Source organism: Nonomuraea sp. NPDC003804 (assembly GCF_040610675.1).
Lineage (GTDB): Bacteria > Actinomycetota > Actinomycetes > Streptosporangiales > Streptosporangiaceae > Nonomuraea.
In genome coordinates, this window is sequence record NZ_JBEXMT010000038.1 from 17,930 (window position 1) to 30,924 (window position 12,995).

The following is a 12,995-nucleotide window of genomic DNA, read 5'->3' on the forward strand; positions in this document are numbered from 1 at the left end:
CGCTGGCGCCTATGAGGCGGCGGGGGATCTGGGTCGCGCCATCCCGCTGCTGGAGCAGACGCTCGCCGACTGCCAGCGGGTGCTGGGCGGTGACCACCCCACCACCCTTGCCTCCCGTAACAACCTCGCTGGCGCCTATGAGGCGGCGGGGGATCTGGGTCGCGCCATCCCGCTGCTGGAGCAGACGCTCGCCGACTGCCAGCGGGTGCTGGGCGGTGACCATCCCGACACCCTCGCTTCCCGTAACAACCTCGCTGGCGCCTATGAGGCGGCGGGGGATCTGGGTCGCGCCATCCCGCTGCTGGAGCAGACGCTGGCCGACTGCCAGCGGGTGCTGGGCGGCGACCACCCCACCACCCTTGCCTCCCGTAACAACCTCGCTGGCGCCTATGAGGCGGCGGGGGATCTGGGCCGTGCCATCCCGCTGTACGAGCAGGCGCTGGCCGAGCGGGAACGAGTGTTGGGCGGCGACCACCCCTCCACCCTCGCTTCCCGTAACAACCTCGCCTACGCTTATCTGACGGCGGGGGATCTGAGTCGCGCCATCCCGCTGTACGAGCAGGCGCTAGCCGAGCGGGAACGAGTGTTGGGCGGCGACCACCCCGACACCCTCGCTTCCCGTAACAACCTCGCTGGCGCCTACCGGGTGGCGGGCGATCTGGGCCGCGCCATCCCGCTGTACGAGCAGACGCTGGCCGACTGCCAGCGGGTGCTGAGCGGCGACCACCCGACGACCAAGACGGTCCGGGCCAACCGCGATGTCGCCAGCAATCTGTGACACAGAATTAGATATTCCGTGTCACAGAGCCGCTTCTCTGCTCATCGCGGACTTGCGGTGCGAGGTCTCGGGCGGGAGGGCGACTCCGTAAAGTTCTGTATCACATCCCGGCCGGAGGTCAGCCGATGTCCGTCGCCCCGCCTCCCGCGGCCGCTTGCGGCCTGCCACCTCGAAGCCGGCCTGCGGCCCCTCGTAGTTGTCCGGCCAGGAGCCGGGCAGCCGCGGTCCTGGCCGGACTACTACGACAGCCTCACGTTGTTCCCCGGTTCGCTCGGAGGCGACCATGCGTTGAAAAATGTGGCCGCGTATTTGCCGTGACTGGCCGGAGATAGCCGTAAGAAGACGTAGACCACCGGAGCAAACAAGAGAGGCTCGCCACCGCGTTTCCGCTGGTGGCGAGCCTCTTCTCGCTGGTGTGGCAGGTCCAGGGTTCGAACCTGGGTAGGCTAAGCCGACGGATTTACAGTCCGCTCCCATTGGCCACTCGGGCAACCTGCCGTGTCATCCGCTCGCGGCGACAGACAGAAGAATAGCGGACTTTGGAGGCGCACGTGACATCGGTTTGTCCCGCGCCCGGTCCCCACCCCGGCGCCTCGCGGTCGCTAAGGTCAGAAGGGACGAAGAGAGGACACTCACACCGATGGCCGACAGCAGCTTTGACATCGTCAGCAAGATCGACCGCCAGGAGGTCGACAACGCGCTGAACCAGACGGTCAAGGAGATCGGACACCGCTTCGACTTCAAGGGCACTGGGGCAGCCATCAGCTGGTCCGGGCAGAACAACATCGAGCTCAAGGCCAACAGCGAGGAGCGGGTCAACGCCGCGCTCGACGTCTTCAAGGAGAAGGTGATCAAGCGTGGCCTCTCCCTGAAGATCCTCGACGCCGATGAGCCGAAGCTGTCCGGCAAGGAGTACCGGATGCTGGTCGCCCTCAAGGAGGGCATCGACCAGGAATACGCCAAGAAGATCTCCAAGATCATCAGGGATGAGGGTCCCAAGGGGGTCAAGGCTCAGATCCAGGGCGAGGAGCTCAGGGTCAGTTCCAAGAAGAAGGACGAGCTGCAGGACGTCATCGCGCTGCTCAAGGGCAAGGACCTCGACATCGCCCTGCAGTTCACGAACTACCGCTGAAAGGCGAGTTGATCACGGCGCTGACCTGGGCGACCAGCGCAGGGAGGCGCATCCGGGGCACACGATCGAGCACGCTGTCCACGAGGGCGCGCGTCTTCTCGTGTGCCTCGGGCCACTCCCTGACGTACGTGCTGAGCGTGCCCATCGGCGACGAGTGGCCGAGGGCGAGTTGGACGGTTTTCACCGAGGCGCCCTTGTGGATCAGCAGGGTCGCGAAGTAGTGCCGTCCTGCTCAGCCGCGTCGGCGGGCTGAGACCCGGGCAGGAGAGCGAGCCGGACGAGCCGGGATGGGCTCTCGAGGAGCAGGCGTTCGCCTGGCTGGAGGCCAACCACGCCAGGAGCGAGGCCGGGGGCGTCATCGGTGCGCTGGTGTCCCGCCTGCTGCGCGCCCCGAACATCGACGACGTGGTGGTGCGGCGCGCTCTGGGCTTCGCGCTGACCTGGCTGGAGGAGTACTCGGAGGAGTTCACGAGCCGCCACGTGCTCCCCGTCCTCCTCGACCACCAGGAACGTTTCGCGGAGCACGAGCGCCGGCTGCTGGGCCTCGCCCTGCGCTGGCTCGCCCGGCACCATGCGGTCTTCGGCGCGTTGCAGGTGTTGCGGCATTGCGTCGACCATCCCGGGCTCACCCCGCTGGAACAGCAGGAGTCGGCGCGGTACGCCTTCGCATGGCTGGGGGAACACGGGACGAAGAAGCGGGCGTCCTTCGTTCTCCGGCCGCTGGCGGAGCTCGACCACCTCAGCCTGGACCAGGTACGGCTCCTGACCGACCGGATTCTGGAGTGGTCGTCGCTGATGGTGGACCGGCTCGAGGACCTCAACAGGAAAGGGCAGTTGCGCAATCCGAGCGTGGAACGTCCTGACCCGCGTTACGTGCTGCAGCGGCTGCTCGCGCGGGCCGACCTTCCGCCGGGACAGCTGGCCAGGGTGGCGGGCGCGGCGCTGGACACCCGGCTCCTTCCCGGCCTGCAACCCGGCTTCGACTGGGAACTACCTGGACCCGCCTCCCTGCCGGACTTCGCGCTCGACAGCATCGAGGCGGCCGCGCATCTCGCTGAGGCAGGTGACGCGATCGCGAGCCTGCTGGGCGCGCGCGAACTCAAGGACCACAGGCCACAGCTCATCAGCCTCTCCCTGCGCTGGCTCGGCGAGCACAGCCGCAGGCCGGAAGCCGTGACGGTCTGCACAGCGGTCTTCAGGTTCCTCAGGCCTCTCGCGGACGAGCACGACGCGGTGACGCGGTTCGCGCTCGACTGGCTGGACGCGCACCCGGCCGATGCGAGGAGCGCCGTTCTGCTCCAGCATCTCCTCGGCCCGTCCGCCGCCGGGACATCTGCGGCGGCGATCCGGCACGCGGTCGTCTGGCTGGAGGCCCACGCCGGCGAGTACGCCGCGACGTTCGTCCTGACCCCGCTGCTCCGCCGTCCGGAGCGCTCCCCGCAGGACGAGGCGATCACCATCCGCCAGGCGCTCGACTGGCTGGAGCGGCACGGGCTCCGTCCCCGGTCGTCCTACCTGCTCGACAGCCTGCTGCGGCACGCGGGGCTGACCTCGGCGCAGCGCGACCAGGTCATCAGGCACGCCCTGGGCTGGGTGCGGGCCCACCAGAGCCGGCCCTCGGTGAGCACCGTGCTGATCTCCTGCCTGGGGTGCTCCGCGCTGCCCGCTGACCAGCTCCGCGAGATCTGCGGCGCGGTGCTGGCCTGGCTGGGCGGGCACGCCGGGGAGGCCGCCGCGCCCGACGTCGTCCGGGCGCTGCTGAGCCGCGACGACCTCGCCCACGACCAGGCCGTCCGCGTACGGCAGTATGCGGACGACTGGCTCGCCGTCCACGGCCTGGAACCTTCGGCCGGCTCGCTGCTCCCCGCCTACCTGGCGCGCTCCGACGTCGCTCAGGAGAGTGTCAGCGCGCTGGTCGGGCATGGCCTGGCATGGCTCGACGAGCACGTCACGAACTATGCGGCCCACCGGGTGCTGGGCGCGCTGCTCCGCCAGGAGCACCTGGGCACGGGTCACGCGAGACGTGCCGCGGCCCTGGCCCTGACCTGGGCGGACGAACACCGGGGAACCCCTCCTGTGGCCATGCTGCGCGACCTTCTCCTGGTACGGGACGACCTGCGCGCGGACCAACGCCGGAGAGCCATGGCGCTCCGGGCCGAACCCGGCGAGGAGTTCGAGGGCCGCGGGCGCCGGTGAGAGGCGGTGGGGACGGAGGACGCGACGTTTGGGCCAGGCCATCCGTCCGCCCGGCGGCGGGTCGCCCGCCCGCGCCGGGCGGCGGCATGACCGGCCCGATCGCCTCGCCAGGCGGCTGGCACCGCGCCCGCCCGACGGTACGGCGGTGCCTGCCGAGATTGACATCGAGACACCGGCGGAAAACGGCGTTTCGCCGGATCCAGTGGGTAAGCGTGGAGCATGAGTGATGCGCCGCGACACGTCGTCGAGCTCGCCGAGCGGCGGGCCAAGGCCAGGGCGGAACGGCAGTACGGGGCCGCCGACGCGCTCAGGCGTGAGATCGAGCAGGCCGGCTGGCTGGTGCGCGACACGGCGGCGGGGTTCGAGCTGAGGGAGAAGCCGCTGTTCGAGGTGTGGCCGTCGGTGCGGTCGATCCCCATCAGCGCGGTGACGGACGACCGCGTGGAGGGCCGGCTGCCGCCGATCGATCATTCCCTCGAGTGGGGCGCCGGCGAGGAGGAGAGCGAGGGCGCGCATACCTGGGAGCCGCATCCGGTGGCGGACGCCATGGTCCACGCGCAGCAGATCTGGGACTCCACGCTGGCCGTCAACCGGCTCGACGAGGCGGGCATCGACCTGGAGCGGCAGCGGATCGAGACCCATGAGGTGAAGGTCGGTGTGGGACTGGTGGTGGACGGCTGGGGGGAGGACGTTCGCGAGTGCGTGAGCGCGCTGCTCGAGCACACCACCGCCAAGATCCTCGCGCTGGACCTCGGCGACCTGGAGGGCGCGGGCACGGCGCTCCACGAGCTCGCGGAGGGCCATCACGAGCGCCTCACCGTGTGGCACGTCGCCGAGACGCCGCACTGGCGAGGGGGCACGGCCGAGTGGGGCGCGTGCCGTATGACGCTGATGCGGCTGGACACCTCCGACGTGCACGTCCTGATGGAGACCTCGACCGTCCTGGAGGGCGACGCGCTGACGCCGCTGGTCGCGGCGATCAACGACGGGGCCGTGGCGGCGGGCTGGAAGGGGGTCGAACCCGCGGAGGGCGGCATGGAGTGGCACGAGGCGGGTCCCGGCCGGGTGCGGGGGCTGCTGGGGTATCTCATGGCGGTACGGCGGGGCGCCGCGCTCGGCGCGTTCCCCGAGCAGGCGCGCTACTACCGCAACGCCGACCTGGAGCTGTCGCTCGCGCTGGAGGGCCCGCTGGTCGTCCCCGGCAAGAGGCTGCCGGTACGGCAGGGCCGCCACCACACCTACCACGACGTTTCCCACGACTACCGGGACAGGGAATCGCGCCGGACCTACGACAGGGTGCTGCGCATGCTGCGTTCCTCGTAGGCTTGGGGCTTATGCGAGACCAGAGGCTGCTTGCGCCGTACACGACACTCCGGCTGGGCGGGCCCGCGCGGGCCTACGCGGCGGCGACCTCGGCGGAGGAGCTGGTGTCCCTGGTGGCCGACGCGGACCGGCGGGAGGAACCGACGCTGCTGCTGGGCGGCGGCAGCAACCTGGTGGTGTCCGACGACGGCTTCGACGGCCTGGTGATCAAGGTGGCCACGCGCGGGGTGAGCGTCTCGCGCGACGGCGACCAGGTGGCGGTCGAGGTGCAGGCCGGGGAGGACTGGGACCCGCTGGTGGCCCGCGCGGTGGCGGAGGGCTGGGCGGGCCTGGAGTGCATGTCGGGCATTCCTGGTCAGGCCGGGTCGACACCCATCCAGAACGTGGGCGCGTACGGGCAGGAAGTGTCGCAGACGGTGCGCTGCGTGCGGGTATATGACCGGCGCACGCGCGAGGTGCGCGACGTCGAGGCGCGGCGGTGCGGCTTCGCCTACCGGACGAGCGCGTTCAAGCAGGACCTCGGCCGGTACGTGGTGCTCGCTGTGACGTTCTTGCTGGACATTTCCGAACTGTCGGGCGCGTTGACCTATCGGGAACTCGTCACCAGGGTCGGCGAGCGGGCGCCGCTCGACGAGGTGCGCTCGGCCGTCCTCGATCTGCGCAGGGGCAAGGGCATGGTGCTCGACCCCGCCGACCCCGACACCCTCAGCGCGGGCTCGTTCTTCACCAACCCGATCATCTCCGCCGAGCAGGCAGCCGCGCTCGGCGCCGGCACCCCTCGGTGGGAGATGCCCGGCGGCACCGTCAAGGTGTCCGCGGCCTGGCTGATCGAGCAGGCCGGGTTCCCCAAGGGCTACGCGCGCGGCCCCGTCCGCATCTCCACCAAGCACACCCTCGCGCTGACCAACCCCAACGGCGAGGGCACCACCGCCGACCTGCTCGCCCTGGCGCGGGAGGTGCGGGAAGGGGTGAGGGAGAAGTTCGGCGTCACGCTCGTCAACGAACCCGTGATGGTCGGCTGCGCGCTCTGAGCGCCGGGAGACCCGCCGTCCTAGCCGTGTATCCAGCGGGTGTCGGAGATCACCCAGTACTCGACGAACCTGCCGTTCTCCGCGCGGAGGATGTCGTGCCCGCTGAAGGTGATCCTGGTCACGCCCACGCCCGGGATGACGCCCGTGTGGTCGCCGGTGAACGTCCAGCGGGCGGCCACGGTGTCACCGTCGACGATCGGCCCCACGTCCAGCGTGACCGCCACGTTCGCGAACGGCTCGAACCCCTGCGCCAGCGCGCCTTTCAGCCCCTCGGGGCCGTGCACGTCCATGCCCGGCCAGTGCCCCACGAAGTCGGGCGAGACCAGCTCGTCGGCGAGATCGAAGTCGCCGTTCCACATCTCCAGCAGCCAGCGACGGTAAAGCTCGTCCATCGGGTAAGCTCGTTTCCGTATTCCGAAGGGGAGTAGTCCTCAATTCGCGCGATCGACATGCTGGCATCTGCCCGGTCGCGCGGGCCTGTAACAGGCGGACGAGACCTTCGGCCTGGCAACTCTGCCGGGCCGAAGTGTGCTGCCCTCGTTGAGTCGCTTCCGGTCCGGCCGTTTGGAAGAGGACCTGTGGAAGCTTTCTGGATCAGCCTTGCGGTGATCTTCGTCGCCGAGCTGGGCGACAAGAGCCAGTTGATGGCGATGACGTTCGCCACCCGATTCAAGCCCTGGCCCGTGCTGGCGGGCATCACGATCGCGACGACGGTGGTCCACCTGGTGAGCGTCGCCGTCGGCGGGCTGATCGGCGACGCGCTGCCGACCACCGCCATTTCCATCGCCGCGGGCATCGCGTTCCTCGGGTTCGCGCTCTGGACACTCCGCGGCGACGAGCTGACCGAGGAGGAGTCGCAGAAGGCCAAGCGCGCCACGCGCCACGTGCTGATCGCGGTGACCGTGGCGTTCTTCCTGAGCGAGCTGGGCGACAAGACGATGCTGGCCACGATCACGCTGGCGACGCAGCACGGGTGGCTCGGCACGTGGATCGGGTCGACCGTCGGCATGGTCGCCGCCGACGCGCTGGCGATCGTGGTCGGTCGGCTGCTCGGCCGGCACCTGCCCGAGAAGGCCATCCGGTACGGCGCGGCCGCCGCCTTCGCCCTGTTCGGTGTGCTGCTACTGGTGGAGCCGCTCCTCTGACGGCCCGAGCCGTCGATCCCGGGGCCGAGCCGTCGATCCCGGGGCGAGCCCTCGATCCCGGGGCCGAGCCGTCGGCCCCGGGTTCAGACGGTTAACAGGGCCAGGCGGTGGGCCGCGGCCGTCGCCTCACCGCGGGTCGAGACGCCCAGCTTGCCGAGGATGTTCGACACGTGCACGCTGACCGTCTTCGCCGAGATGAACAGCTCCGTCGCGATGTCCCTGTTGGTCCGCCCGAGGGCGACCAGCCGCAGCACCTCCAGCTCGCGCGGCGTCAGCAGGTCGGGCGCGGGCCCGCTCTCCTCCACGAGCCCGACGCCGAGGCGGCGGGCCAGGTTCTCGATCTCGATCACCAGCGGCGCCGCGGACAGGCCGCCGGCCAGGGGGTAGGCGGTGCGCAGCCGCGCGGCGGCGCCGTCCTTGTCGCCGGTCTTGGCGAGTGCCGTGGCGGCCCGCAGGAGTGACTTGGCGTGCGGGTGGGGCCGGTCGAGCCGTTCCCACGCGGCGGCGGCGGCGTCGAAGTCGCCGGTGAAGGTGAGGCGGTAGGCCTCGGAGACAGGGCCGATGACCACGAGCGACGCGGCCACCTCGGCGGCCATGGCGCGGACGGCGGCGGCCCGCTCGGGCACGGCGGGTGCCGCGGCGTCGCAGACGGCGCCGATGAGGGTCAGCAGCCGCCAGACCAGCCCTGCCTTGCTCGCCTGGGTGGGCCTGCTGAGCATCCGTTCGGCGACCGCGAGCGCGTGGTCGGGTTCGCCCCTGAGCAGGTGCCAGCCGATGTGCAGGCGGGTGCTGTTGGTGATGTCCTGCACGAAGGTCTCGGGGCGCTCGGTGAGCACCCCGAGTTCGGACAGGATGCTCTCCACCAGGTCCAGCTCGCCGCGGGCCATCGCGATGTCGGCGCGGGCGCGCAGGACGTGGTGGCGGACCCTGATGGTGGGGCCGAGGGTGAGCGCGTACTCGATGACCTGGACCGCCTCGTCCCACCGGCCCAGCGCCTCCAGGCACTCGGCCAGGTTGTTGAGGATGAAGGTGCCGGAGGTCCTGATCCTGCCGTACTTCTTGGCCAGCAGCTCGCCCTCGTGGGCCAGCTCGATGGCCTCGACGGAGCGGCCGAGGTCGTTCAGCGCGTCGACGTTGTTGGCCAGCGCGCGCAGGATGACCTGGCCGGAGCCCACCTCCTCGCCGATGCGCATGGCCCGCCGGTTGCTCTCGAAGGTGCGCTCGATGTCGCCGTCGAGGGAGTACCCGAGGGCCAGGTTCATGATCAGATCGGCTTCGATGACCTGGAGTCCGAGCGTCCTGGCCAGCTCCAGGCCCTCCTCGGCGAGCGCGGTGCCCTCGGCGAGCTCGCCCTTGAGCATGAGGTGGCGGCTGAGCTTCACCAGCACGTCGGCGCGGGCCGGACCGGGCTCGGGCACCAGGCTGAGCGCGTGCCTGAACTTCTCCTGCGCGCCGCGCTTGGCCTTGGCCAGCTGGAAGTTGCCCCAGCGGACCAGCAGCGCGGCCACCCGCTCGGGTTCGGCGTGCTCGTCGAGCTGGTCGAGCGCGGCCTTGACGAACTTGACGCCCTTGTCGATGTCGCCGCAGGCGTGGCTGGCCTCGGAGGCGCGTTCGAGCACGGCGGTGTGGTCCACGCCGATGTCGCCGCAGGCGCCCGGCACCTTGTCCCACAGCATGAGGACGCGTTCGAGCAGGGGGATGGCCTCGGTGTAGGCGAAGGCGCGGAACGACTTCTGGGCCGCCTCCCAGGCCGAGATGAGCGCCCACTGGTCGTTGCGCGCGCCGTACCAGTGGTGGGCGATCTCGACGGCTGCCCTGCCGGGCGGCACGAGGCCGCGGTCGCGGGAGATCTCCTCGGCGTAGCGTCCGTGCAGGCGCTGGTGCTCGCCGGGCAGCAGCTCGTCGTGTACGGCCTCGCGGATGAGCGCGTGCCGGAAGACGTAGGCCCGGTTGTCGGCGATCTGGAGCACGTTGCCCGCGATGGCGGGACGCAGCGCCGTCTCCAGGTCGATGTCCGACAGCCCGCTGACGGCCGAGAGCAGGGCGTGGCCGACGCGGATGCCGCCCGCGGCGGCGATGCGCAGGACGCGCTGGGTCTCCTCGGGCAGCCGTTCGACCGAGCCGAGGATGAGGTCGGTGAGGGAGTCGGGCACCTCCCCGGCGCCGTCGTCGCAGTCCATCAGGGCCTCGACGAACAGCGGGATGCCCTGGCTGCGCTGGTAGACGGTCTCGATGCGGGAGTACAGAGGGGGAGCGCCGAGGATCCCGGCCATCTGCTCGGCGACCTCGTCGCGCGACAGGCGCGGCAGGTCGAGCCGGATCACGCCCGCGACCCGCCCGAGCTCGGCCAGGACCGGCCGGAGGGGATGCTGGCGGTGCAGGTCGTCCGAGCGGTAGGTCAGGACCATGAGCAGCTGCGACTCGCGCAGGTTGCGGCTGAGGAAGGCGATCAGGTCGCGGCTGGACCGGTCGGCCCAGTGGATGTCCTCGATGACCAGCACGACGGGCCGCGGCTCGGCGAGCCGTTCGAGCAGGGTGAGGAACTGCTCGAAGAGCCTGGCCCGGCCGGTGTCGGTATCGCCGTCGGCGGACGGCTCGCCGAACTCGGGAAGCAGCCTGGCCAGGTCGCGCTCCGCGCCGTCGGGCAGCAGCGCGCCGATCCTGGCCGTGCCCATCTCCCTGACGAGCTGGCGGAGGGCGGCCGTGAAAGGGGCGTAGGCCAGCCCGTCGGTGGACAGCTCGACGCAGCCACCGAACAGAACCTGCGCGCCGTCGTTCGCGGCGCGCTCGGCGAAGCTCTGCACCAGTCTGGTCTTGCCGACTCCCGCTTCCCCGCCCAGGAGCACGGCGGTGGCCGCGCCCTTGCGGGCTTCGTCGAAGGACTCGGTCAGGACTGACAGCTCTGCTTCCCGTCCTACGAAGACGGGACTTACGGAACGCCCCAACACGTCCTCAAGCATGACATATGACCCTTACCGGTTAGGGGGGTTGAGAGGCCCGGCCGCGAGGGAGGATGCGGCCGGGCTCTCGTGACATGGTCATGACTTGCGGAGCTTGCCGAAGACCGAGCGGTGGCGACGCTCGGACTCACCGGACCGCTGGGCCTCGCGTACTCGGCGGTGCGCCGCGGCGGCCTGGCGGAGCTCCTGGGCGTGGGACTGCATGAGCTGGTATTCGATCTCGGGGTTCATGGCTACTTTCTCCTGTCTTTGCCGACATGTTTAGATTCGGGCTAAGGCCCACCCCGTCACATCGGTCGGATGCCTTATCTCTGCCGAACCATCGGCTTAGGACTACCTAGGACACGCCTGGGCATCGCCTTAGACAGGCCACGATGGTGCGCCGTGAGGCTATGGATGATCACCGCGGTGGTGGGCGCGTTGCTCGTCGCGGGCTTTCCCGTCGCAGCTCAGGACCATGAGTGGCGTGTCTCGGCCACGGCTGAGGCGAACATGTGGGGCGGTCTCGGCGAGGTCGGCGCCGGCGGGCCCGACGACGCCTGGGTGGTACGCGCGGGCCTGCCGGTCCTGCGCTGGGACGGCACGGCCTGGCAGGACGAGACCGACCAGCCCGTGCCGTACCTGGTGACGCCGGCCGGGCCGGGGGTGAGCTGGAGGTTCGAGGAGCATCCCGACCACATCGAGGTCCGCCGCCACGCGGCGGGCAGGTGGACCAGCCTGCCGATCGCGGTGGAGTCCGCGCACGTGACGGCGGCCGCCGCCACCGGAGCCGACGACTGCTGGGCGGCCGGGCTGCGGTTCGGCCCGTACGGCATGACCGACGAGCTCTGGCACTGGACGGGTACGGCCTGGCGGACGGTGCCCGCACCGCTGCCGATCAGCGACTTCGCCGCGGCTGCGCGGCGGGTGTGGGCGCTGAGCAGCCCCGGCGAGGACAAGCTCGGCTACGAGGGCGAGCGTGTCGCCTCGATCATGCGGTGGACCGGCACGGAGTGGGCGCGCACGCCGCTCCCGCGCGTCGACCTGCCCGAGGGCGGCTACCTGGAGCTCAACGACATCGTCATGCCGTACCCGGGGCTGGGGTACGCGGTGGGGGCGATCACGGTGGGCGGCCTGCCGCGCGAGGCGGTGCTGCTGCGCTGGAACGGCAGGGCGTGGCGGTTCCTCCGCCACCGGGCGCCCGCCACCGCCTACACCCGCGTGGCCACGGACGGAGGCAGCGGGCTGTGGCTGGCCGCGGCCCGGCCGGGCAGGCCCGACGCGCTCGTCCGCTTCGTGGACGGCGCCTGGACGGAGATCGTCGTGAACCCGCCGGGCACGGCACGCGCCGAGATCAGAGGTCTGGCCAACGTGCCGGGCACCACGCGGATGTGGGCGACGGTGGAGGAGAGCGCCCCCACGGGGGTACGGCAATTGGTGCTGACCTATCAATGAACATTCCGGCAGGTCCGGTTTGGAACTACCCGTCCGGGTCGGCGATGCTGTGATGGTGTCAACTGTGACTACCTCGCTCGCGGACGTGGCCTCCTCGGACGCCACGCTGCGCGCCTTCCTGCACGGCCTGCCCGGTGTCGACCGGGTGGGCGCGGACCAGCGGGCTGCCATGCTCTCCACCCGCTCCATCAAGACGACCGCCAAGGCCCAGGCCATCGACCTGGCCATCTCGATGGTCGATCTGACCACCCTGGAGGGCGCCGACACCGCCGGCAAGGTCCGGGCGATGTGCACCAAGGCGATGTACCCGGGCGCGGGCGCGCCGCAGGTGGCCGCCGTCTGCGTCTACCCCGACCTGGTGCCGGTGGCGGTCGAGGCGCTGCGGGGGTCGGGCGTGAAGGTGGCCTCGGTGGCCACCGCGTTCCCCAGCGGCCGATCCTCGCTCGAGGTCAAGGTGAGCGACACCGCGCTGGCCGTCGCCGCCGGCGCGGACGAGATCGACATGGTGATCGACAGGGGCGCGTTCCTGTCCGGCGGCTACCTGAAGGTGTTCGAGGAGATCGTCGCGGTGAAGGCGGCCTGCGGCGAGGCCCACCTGAAGGTGATCCTGGAGACGGGCGAGCTGGCGACCTACGAAAACGTACGGCGCGCCTCGTGGCTGGCCATGATCGCGGGGGCCGACTTCATCAAGACCTCCACCGGCAAGGTCGCCCCCGCGGCCACGCTCCCGGTGACGCTGGTCATGCTGGAGGCGGTGCGCGACTTCCGCGACCGGACGGGCCGCCAGGTCGGCGTGAAGCCCGCGGGCGGGATCCGCACGACCAAGGACGCGATCAAGAACCTCGTGCTGGTCAACGAGACCGCCGGCGACGACTGGCTCACCCCCGACTGGTTCAGGCTCGGCGCCTCCTCGCTGCTGAACGACCTGCTGATGCAGCGGCAGAAGCTCGCCACCGGCCGGTACGCCGGTCCCGACTACTTCACCCTGGACTGATC

General features: G+C 70.7%; 12 protein-coding genes and 1 tRNA gene. 8 read left to right on the plus strand and 5 right to left on the minus strand.

What is annotated here, in order from left to right:
- A partial coding sequence (locus tag ABZX22_RS38115; protein WP_354919610.1) for a tetratricopeptide repeat protein occupies window positions 1-778 on the plus strand: 778 nt, incomplete at its 5' end.
- 416 nt (window positions 779-1,194) lie between these two features.
- Here the strand turns inward: ABZX22_RS38115 and ABZX22_RS38120 are convergent.
- Window positions 1,195-1,276 (minus strand) — tRNA-Tyr (locus ABZX22_RS38120).
- Window positions 1,277-1,418: 142 nt separating this feature from the next.
- Here ABZX22_RS38120 and ABZX22_RS38125 point away from each other — a divergent pair.
- Complete coding sequence (locus tag ABZX22_RS38125; protein WP_354919612.1) at window positions 1,419-1,910, plus strand: YajQ family cyclic di-GMP-binding protein; 492 nt, start codon at window positions 1,419-1,421, stop codon at window positions 1,908-1,910.
- Here the strand turns inward: ABZX22_RS38125 and ABZX22_RS38130 are convergent.
- Window positions 1,894-2,094, minus strand: coding sequence for a hypothetical protein (locus tag ABZX22_RS38130; RefSeq protein ID WP_354919615.1), 201 nt, complete (start codon window positions 2,092-2,094; stop codon window positions 1,894-1,896). The two genes, ABZX22_RS38125 and ABZX22_RS38130, sit on opposite strands and share 17 nt — an antisense overlap.
- A gap of 185 nt (window positions 2,095-2,279) precedes the next feature.
- On the opposite strand from ABZX22_RS38130, the gene ABZX22_RS38135 reads away from it, so the two are divergent.
- The 3 genes from ABZX22_RS38135 to ABZX22_RS38145 all read left to right on the plus strand — a co-directional run bounded on the left by ABZX22_RS38135 (window position 2,280) and on the right by ABZX22_RS38145 (window position 6,460).
- A complete protein-coding gene (locus ABZX22_RS38135) occupies window positions 2,280-4,106 on the plus strand; it encodes a hypothetical protein (RefSeq protein ID WP_354919618.1) in 1,827 nt (608 codons plus the stop codon).
- Between the two features lie 219 nt (window positions 4,107-4,325).
- Entirely contained in the window at window positions 4,326-5,429 is a 1,104-nt protein-coding gene (locus ABZX22_RS38140) for a hypothetical protein (protein WP_354919621.1), read from the plus strand.
- 11 nt (window positions 5,430-5,440) lie between these two features.
- The gene (locus tag ABZX22_RS38145) at window positions 5,441-6,460 is read left to right on the plus strand and encodes a UDP-N-acetylmuramate dehydrogenase (protein ID WP_354919624.1); all 1,020 of its coding nucleotides are present in this window, start codon (window positions 5,441-5,443) and stop codon (window positions 6,458-6,460) included.
- A 20-nt stretch (window positions 6,461-6,480) separates the two neighbouring features.
- Here the strand turns inward: ABZX22_RS38145 and ABZX22_RS38150 are convergent, their stop codons facing one another.
- Window positions 6,481-6,852, minus strand: coding sequence for an ester cyclase (locus tag ABZX22_RS38150; protein WP_354919626.1), 372 nt, complete (start codon window positions 6,850-6,852; stop codon window positions 6,481-6,483).
- Window positions 6,853-7,038: 186 nt separating this feature from the next.
- Here ABZX22_RS38150 and ABZX22_RS38155 point away from each other — a divergent pair, with 186 nt between their 5' ends.
- Window positions 7,039-7,605 (plus strand): TMEM165/GDT1 family protein, encoded by a 567-nt coding sequence (locus ABZX22_RS38155; RefSeq protein WP_354919629.1) that lies wholly within the window; start codon window positions 7,039-7,041, stop codon window positions 7,603-7,605.
- A gap of 83 nt (window positions 7,606-7,688) precedes the next feature.
- Here the strand turns inward: ABZX22_RS38155 and ABZX22_RS38160 are convergent, their stop codons facing one another.
- Both ABZX22_RS38160 and ABZX22_RS38165 read right to left on the minus strand, forming a co-directional pair.
- Window positions 7,689-10,553 carry an AAA family ATPase gene (locus ABZX22_RS38160; protein WP_354919632.1) on the minus strand — a complete coding sequence of 955 codons (2,865 nt, stop codon included), beginning with the start codon at window positions 10,551-10,553 and terminating at the stop codon, window positions 7,689-7,691.
- 90 nt (window positions 10,554-10,643) lie between these two features.
- On the minus strand, window positions 10,644-10,796 hold the full coding sequence (locus ABZX22_RS38165; protein ID WP_354919635.1) for a hypothetical protein: 153 nt from the start codon (window positions 10,794-10,796) through the stop codon (window positions 10,644-10,646).
- A gap of 153 nt (window positions 10,797-10,949) precedes the next feature.
- Between ABZX22_RS38165 and ABZX22_RS38170 the strand changes: the two genes are divergently transcribed.
- Window positions 10,950-11,999, plus strand: coding sequence for a hypothetical protein (locus ABZX22_RS38170; protein WP_354919638.1), 1,050 nt, complete (start codon window positions 10,950-10,952; stop codon window positions 11,997-11,999).
- 52 nt (window positions 12,000-12,051) lie between these two features.
- Complete coding sequence (deoC, locus tag ABZX22_RS38175; RefSeq protein WP_354919640.1) at window positions 12,052-12,993, plus strand: deoxyribose-phosphate aldolase; 942 nt, start codon at window positions 12,052-12,054, stop codon at window positions 12,991-12,993.
- Window positions 12,994-12,995: the final 2 nt, after the last annotated feature.

Coding starts and splice junctions, on each gene's coding strand:
- ABZX22_RS38125 (WP_354919612.1), top strand. CDS start 1,419: ATGGCCGACAGCAGCTTTGACATCGTCAGCAAGATCGACCGCCAGGAG.
- ABZX22_RS38140 (WP_354919621.1), top strand. CDS start 4,326: ATGAGTGATGCGCCGCGACACGTCGTCGAGCTCGCCGAGCGGCGGGCC.
- ABZX22_RS38145 (WP_354919624.1), top strand. CDS start 5,441: ATGCGAGACCAGAGGCTGCTTGCGCCGTACACGACACTCCGGCTGGGC.
- ABZX22_RS38150 (WP_354919626.1), bottom strand. CDS start 6,852: ATGGACGAGCTTTACCGTCGCTGGCTGCTGGAGATGTGGAACGGCGAC.
- ABZX22_RS38165 (WP_354919635.1), bottom strand. CDS start 10,796: ATGAACCCCGAGATCGAATACCAGCTCATGCAGTCCCACGCCCAGGAG.
- deoC (WP_354919640.1), top strand. CDS start 12,052: ATGGTGTCAACTGTGACTACCTCGCTCGCGGACGTGGCCTCCTCGGAC.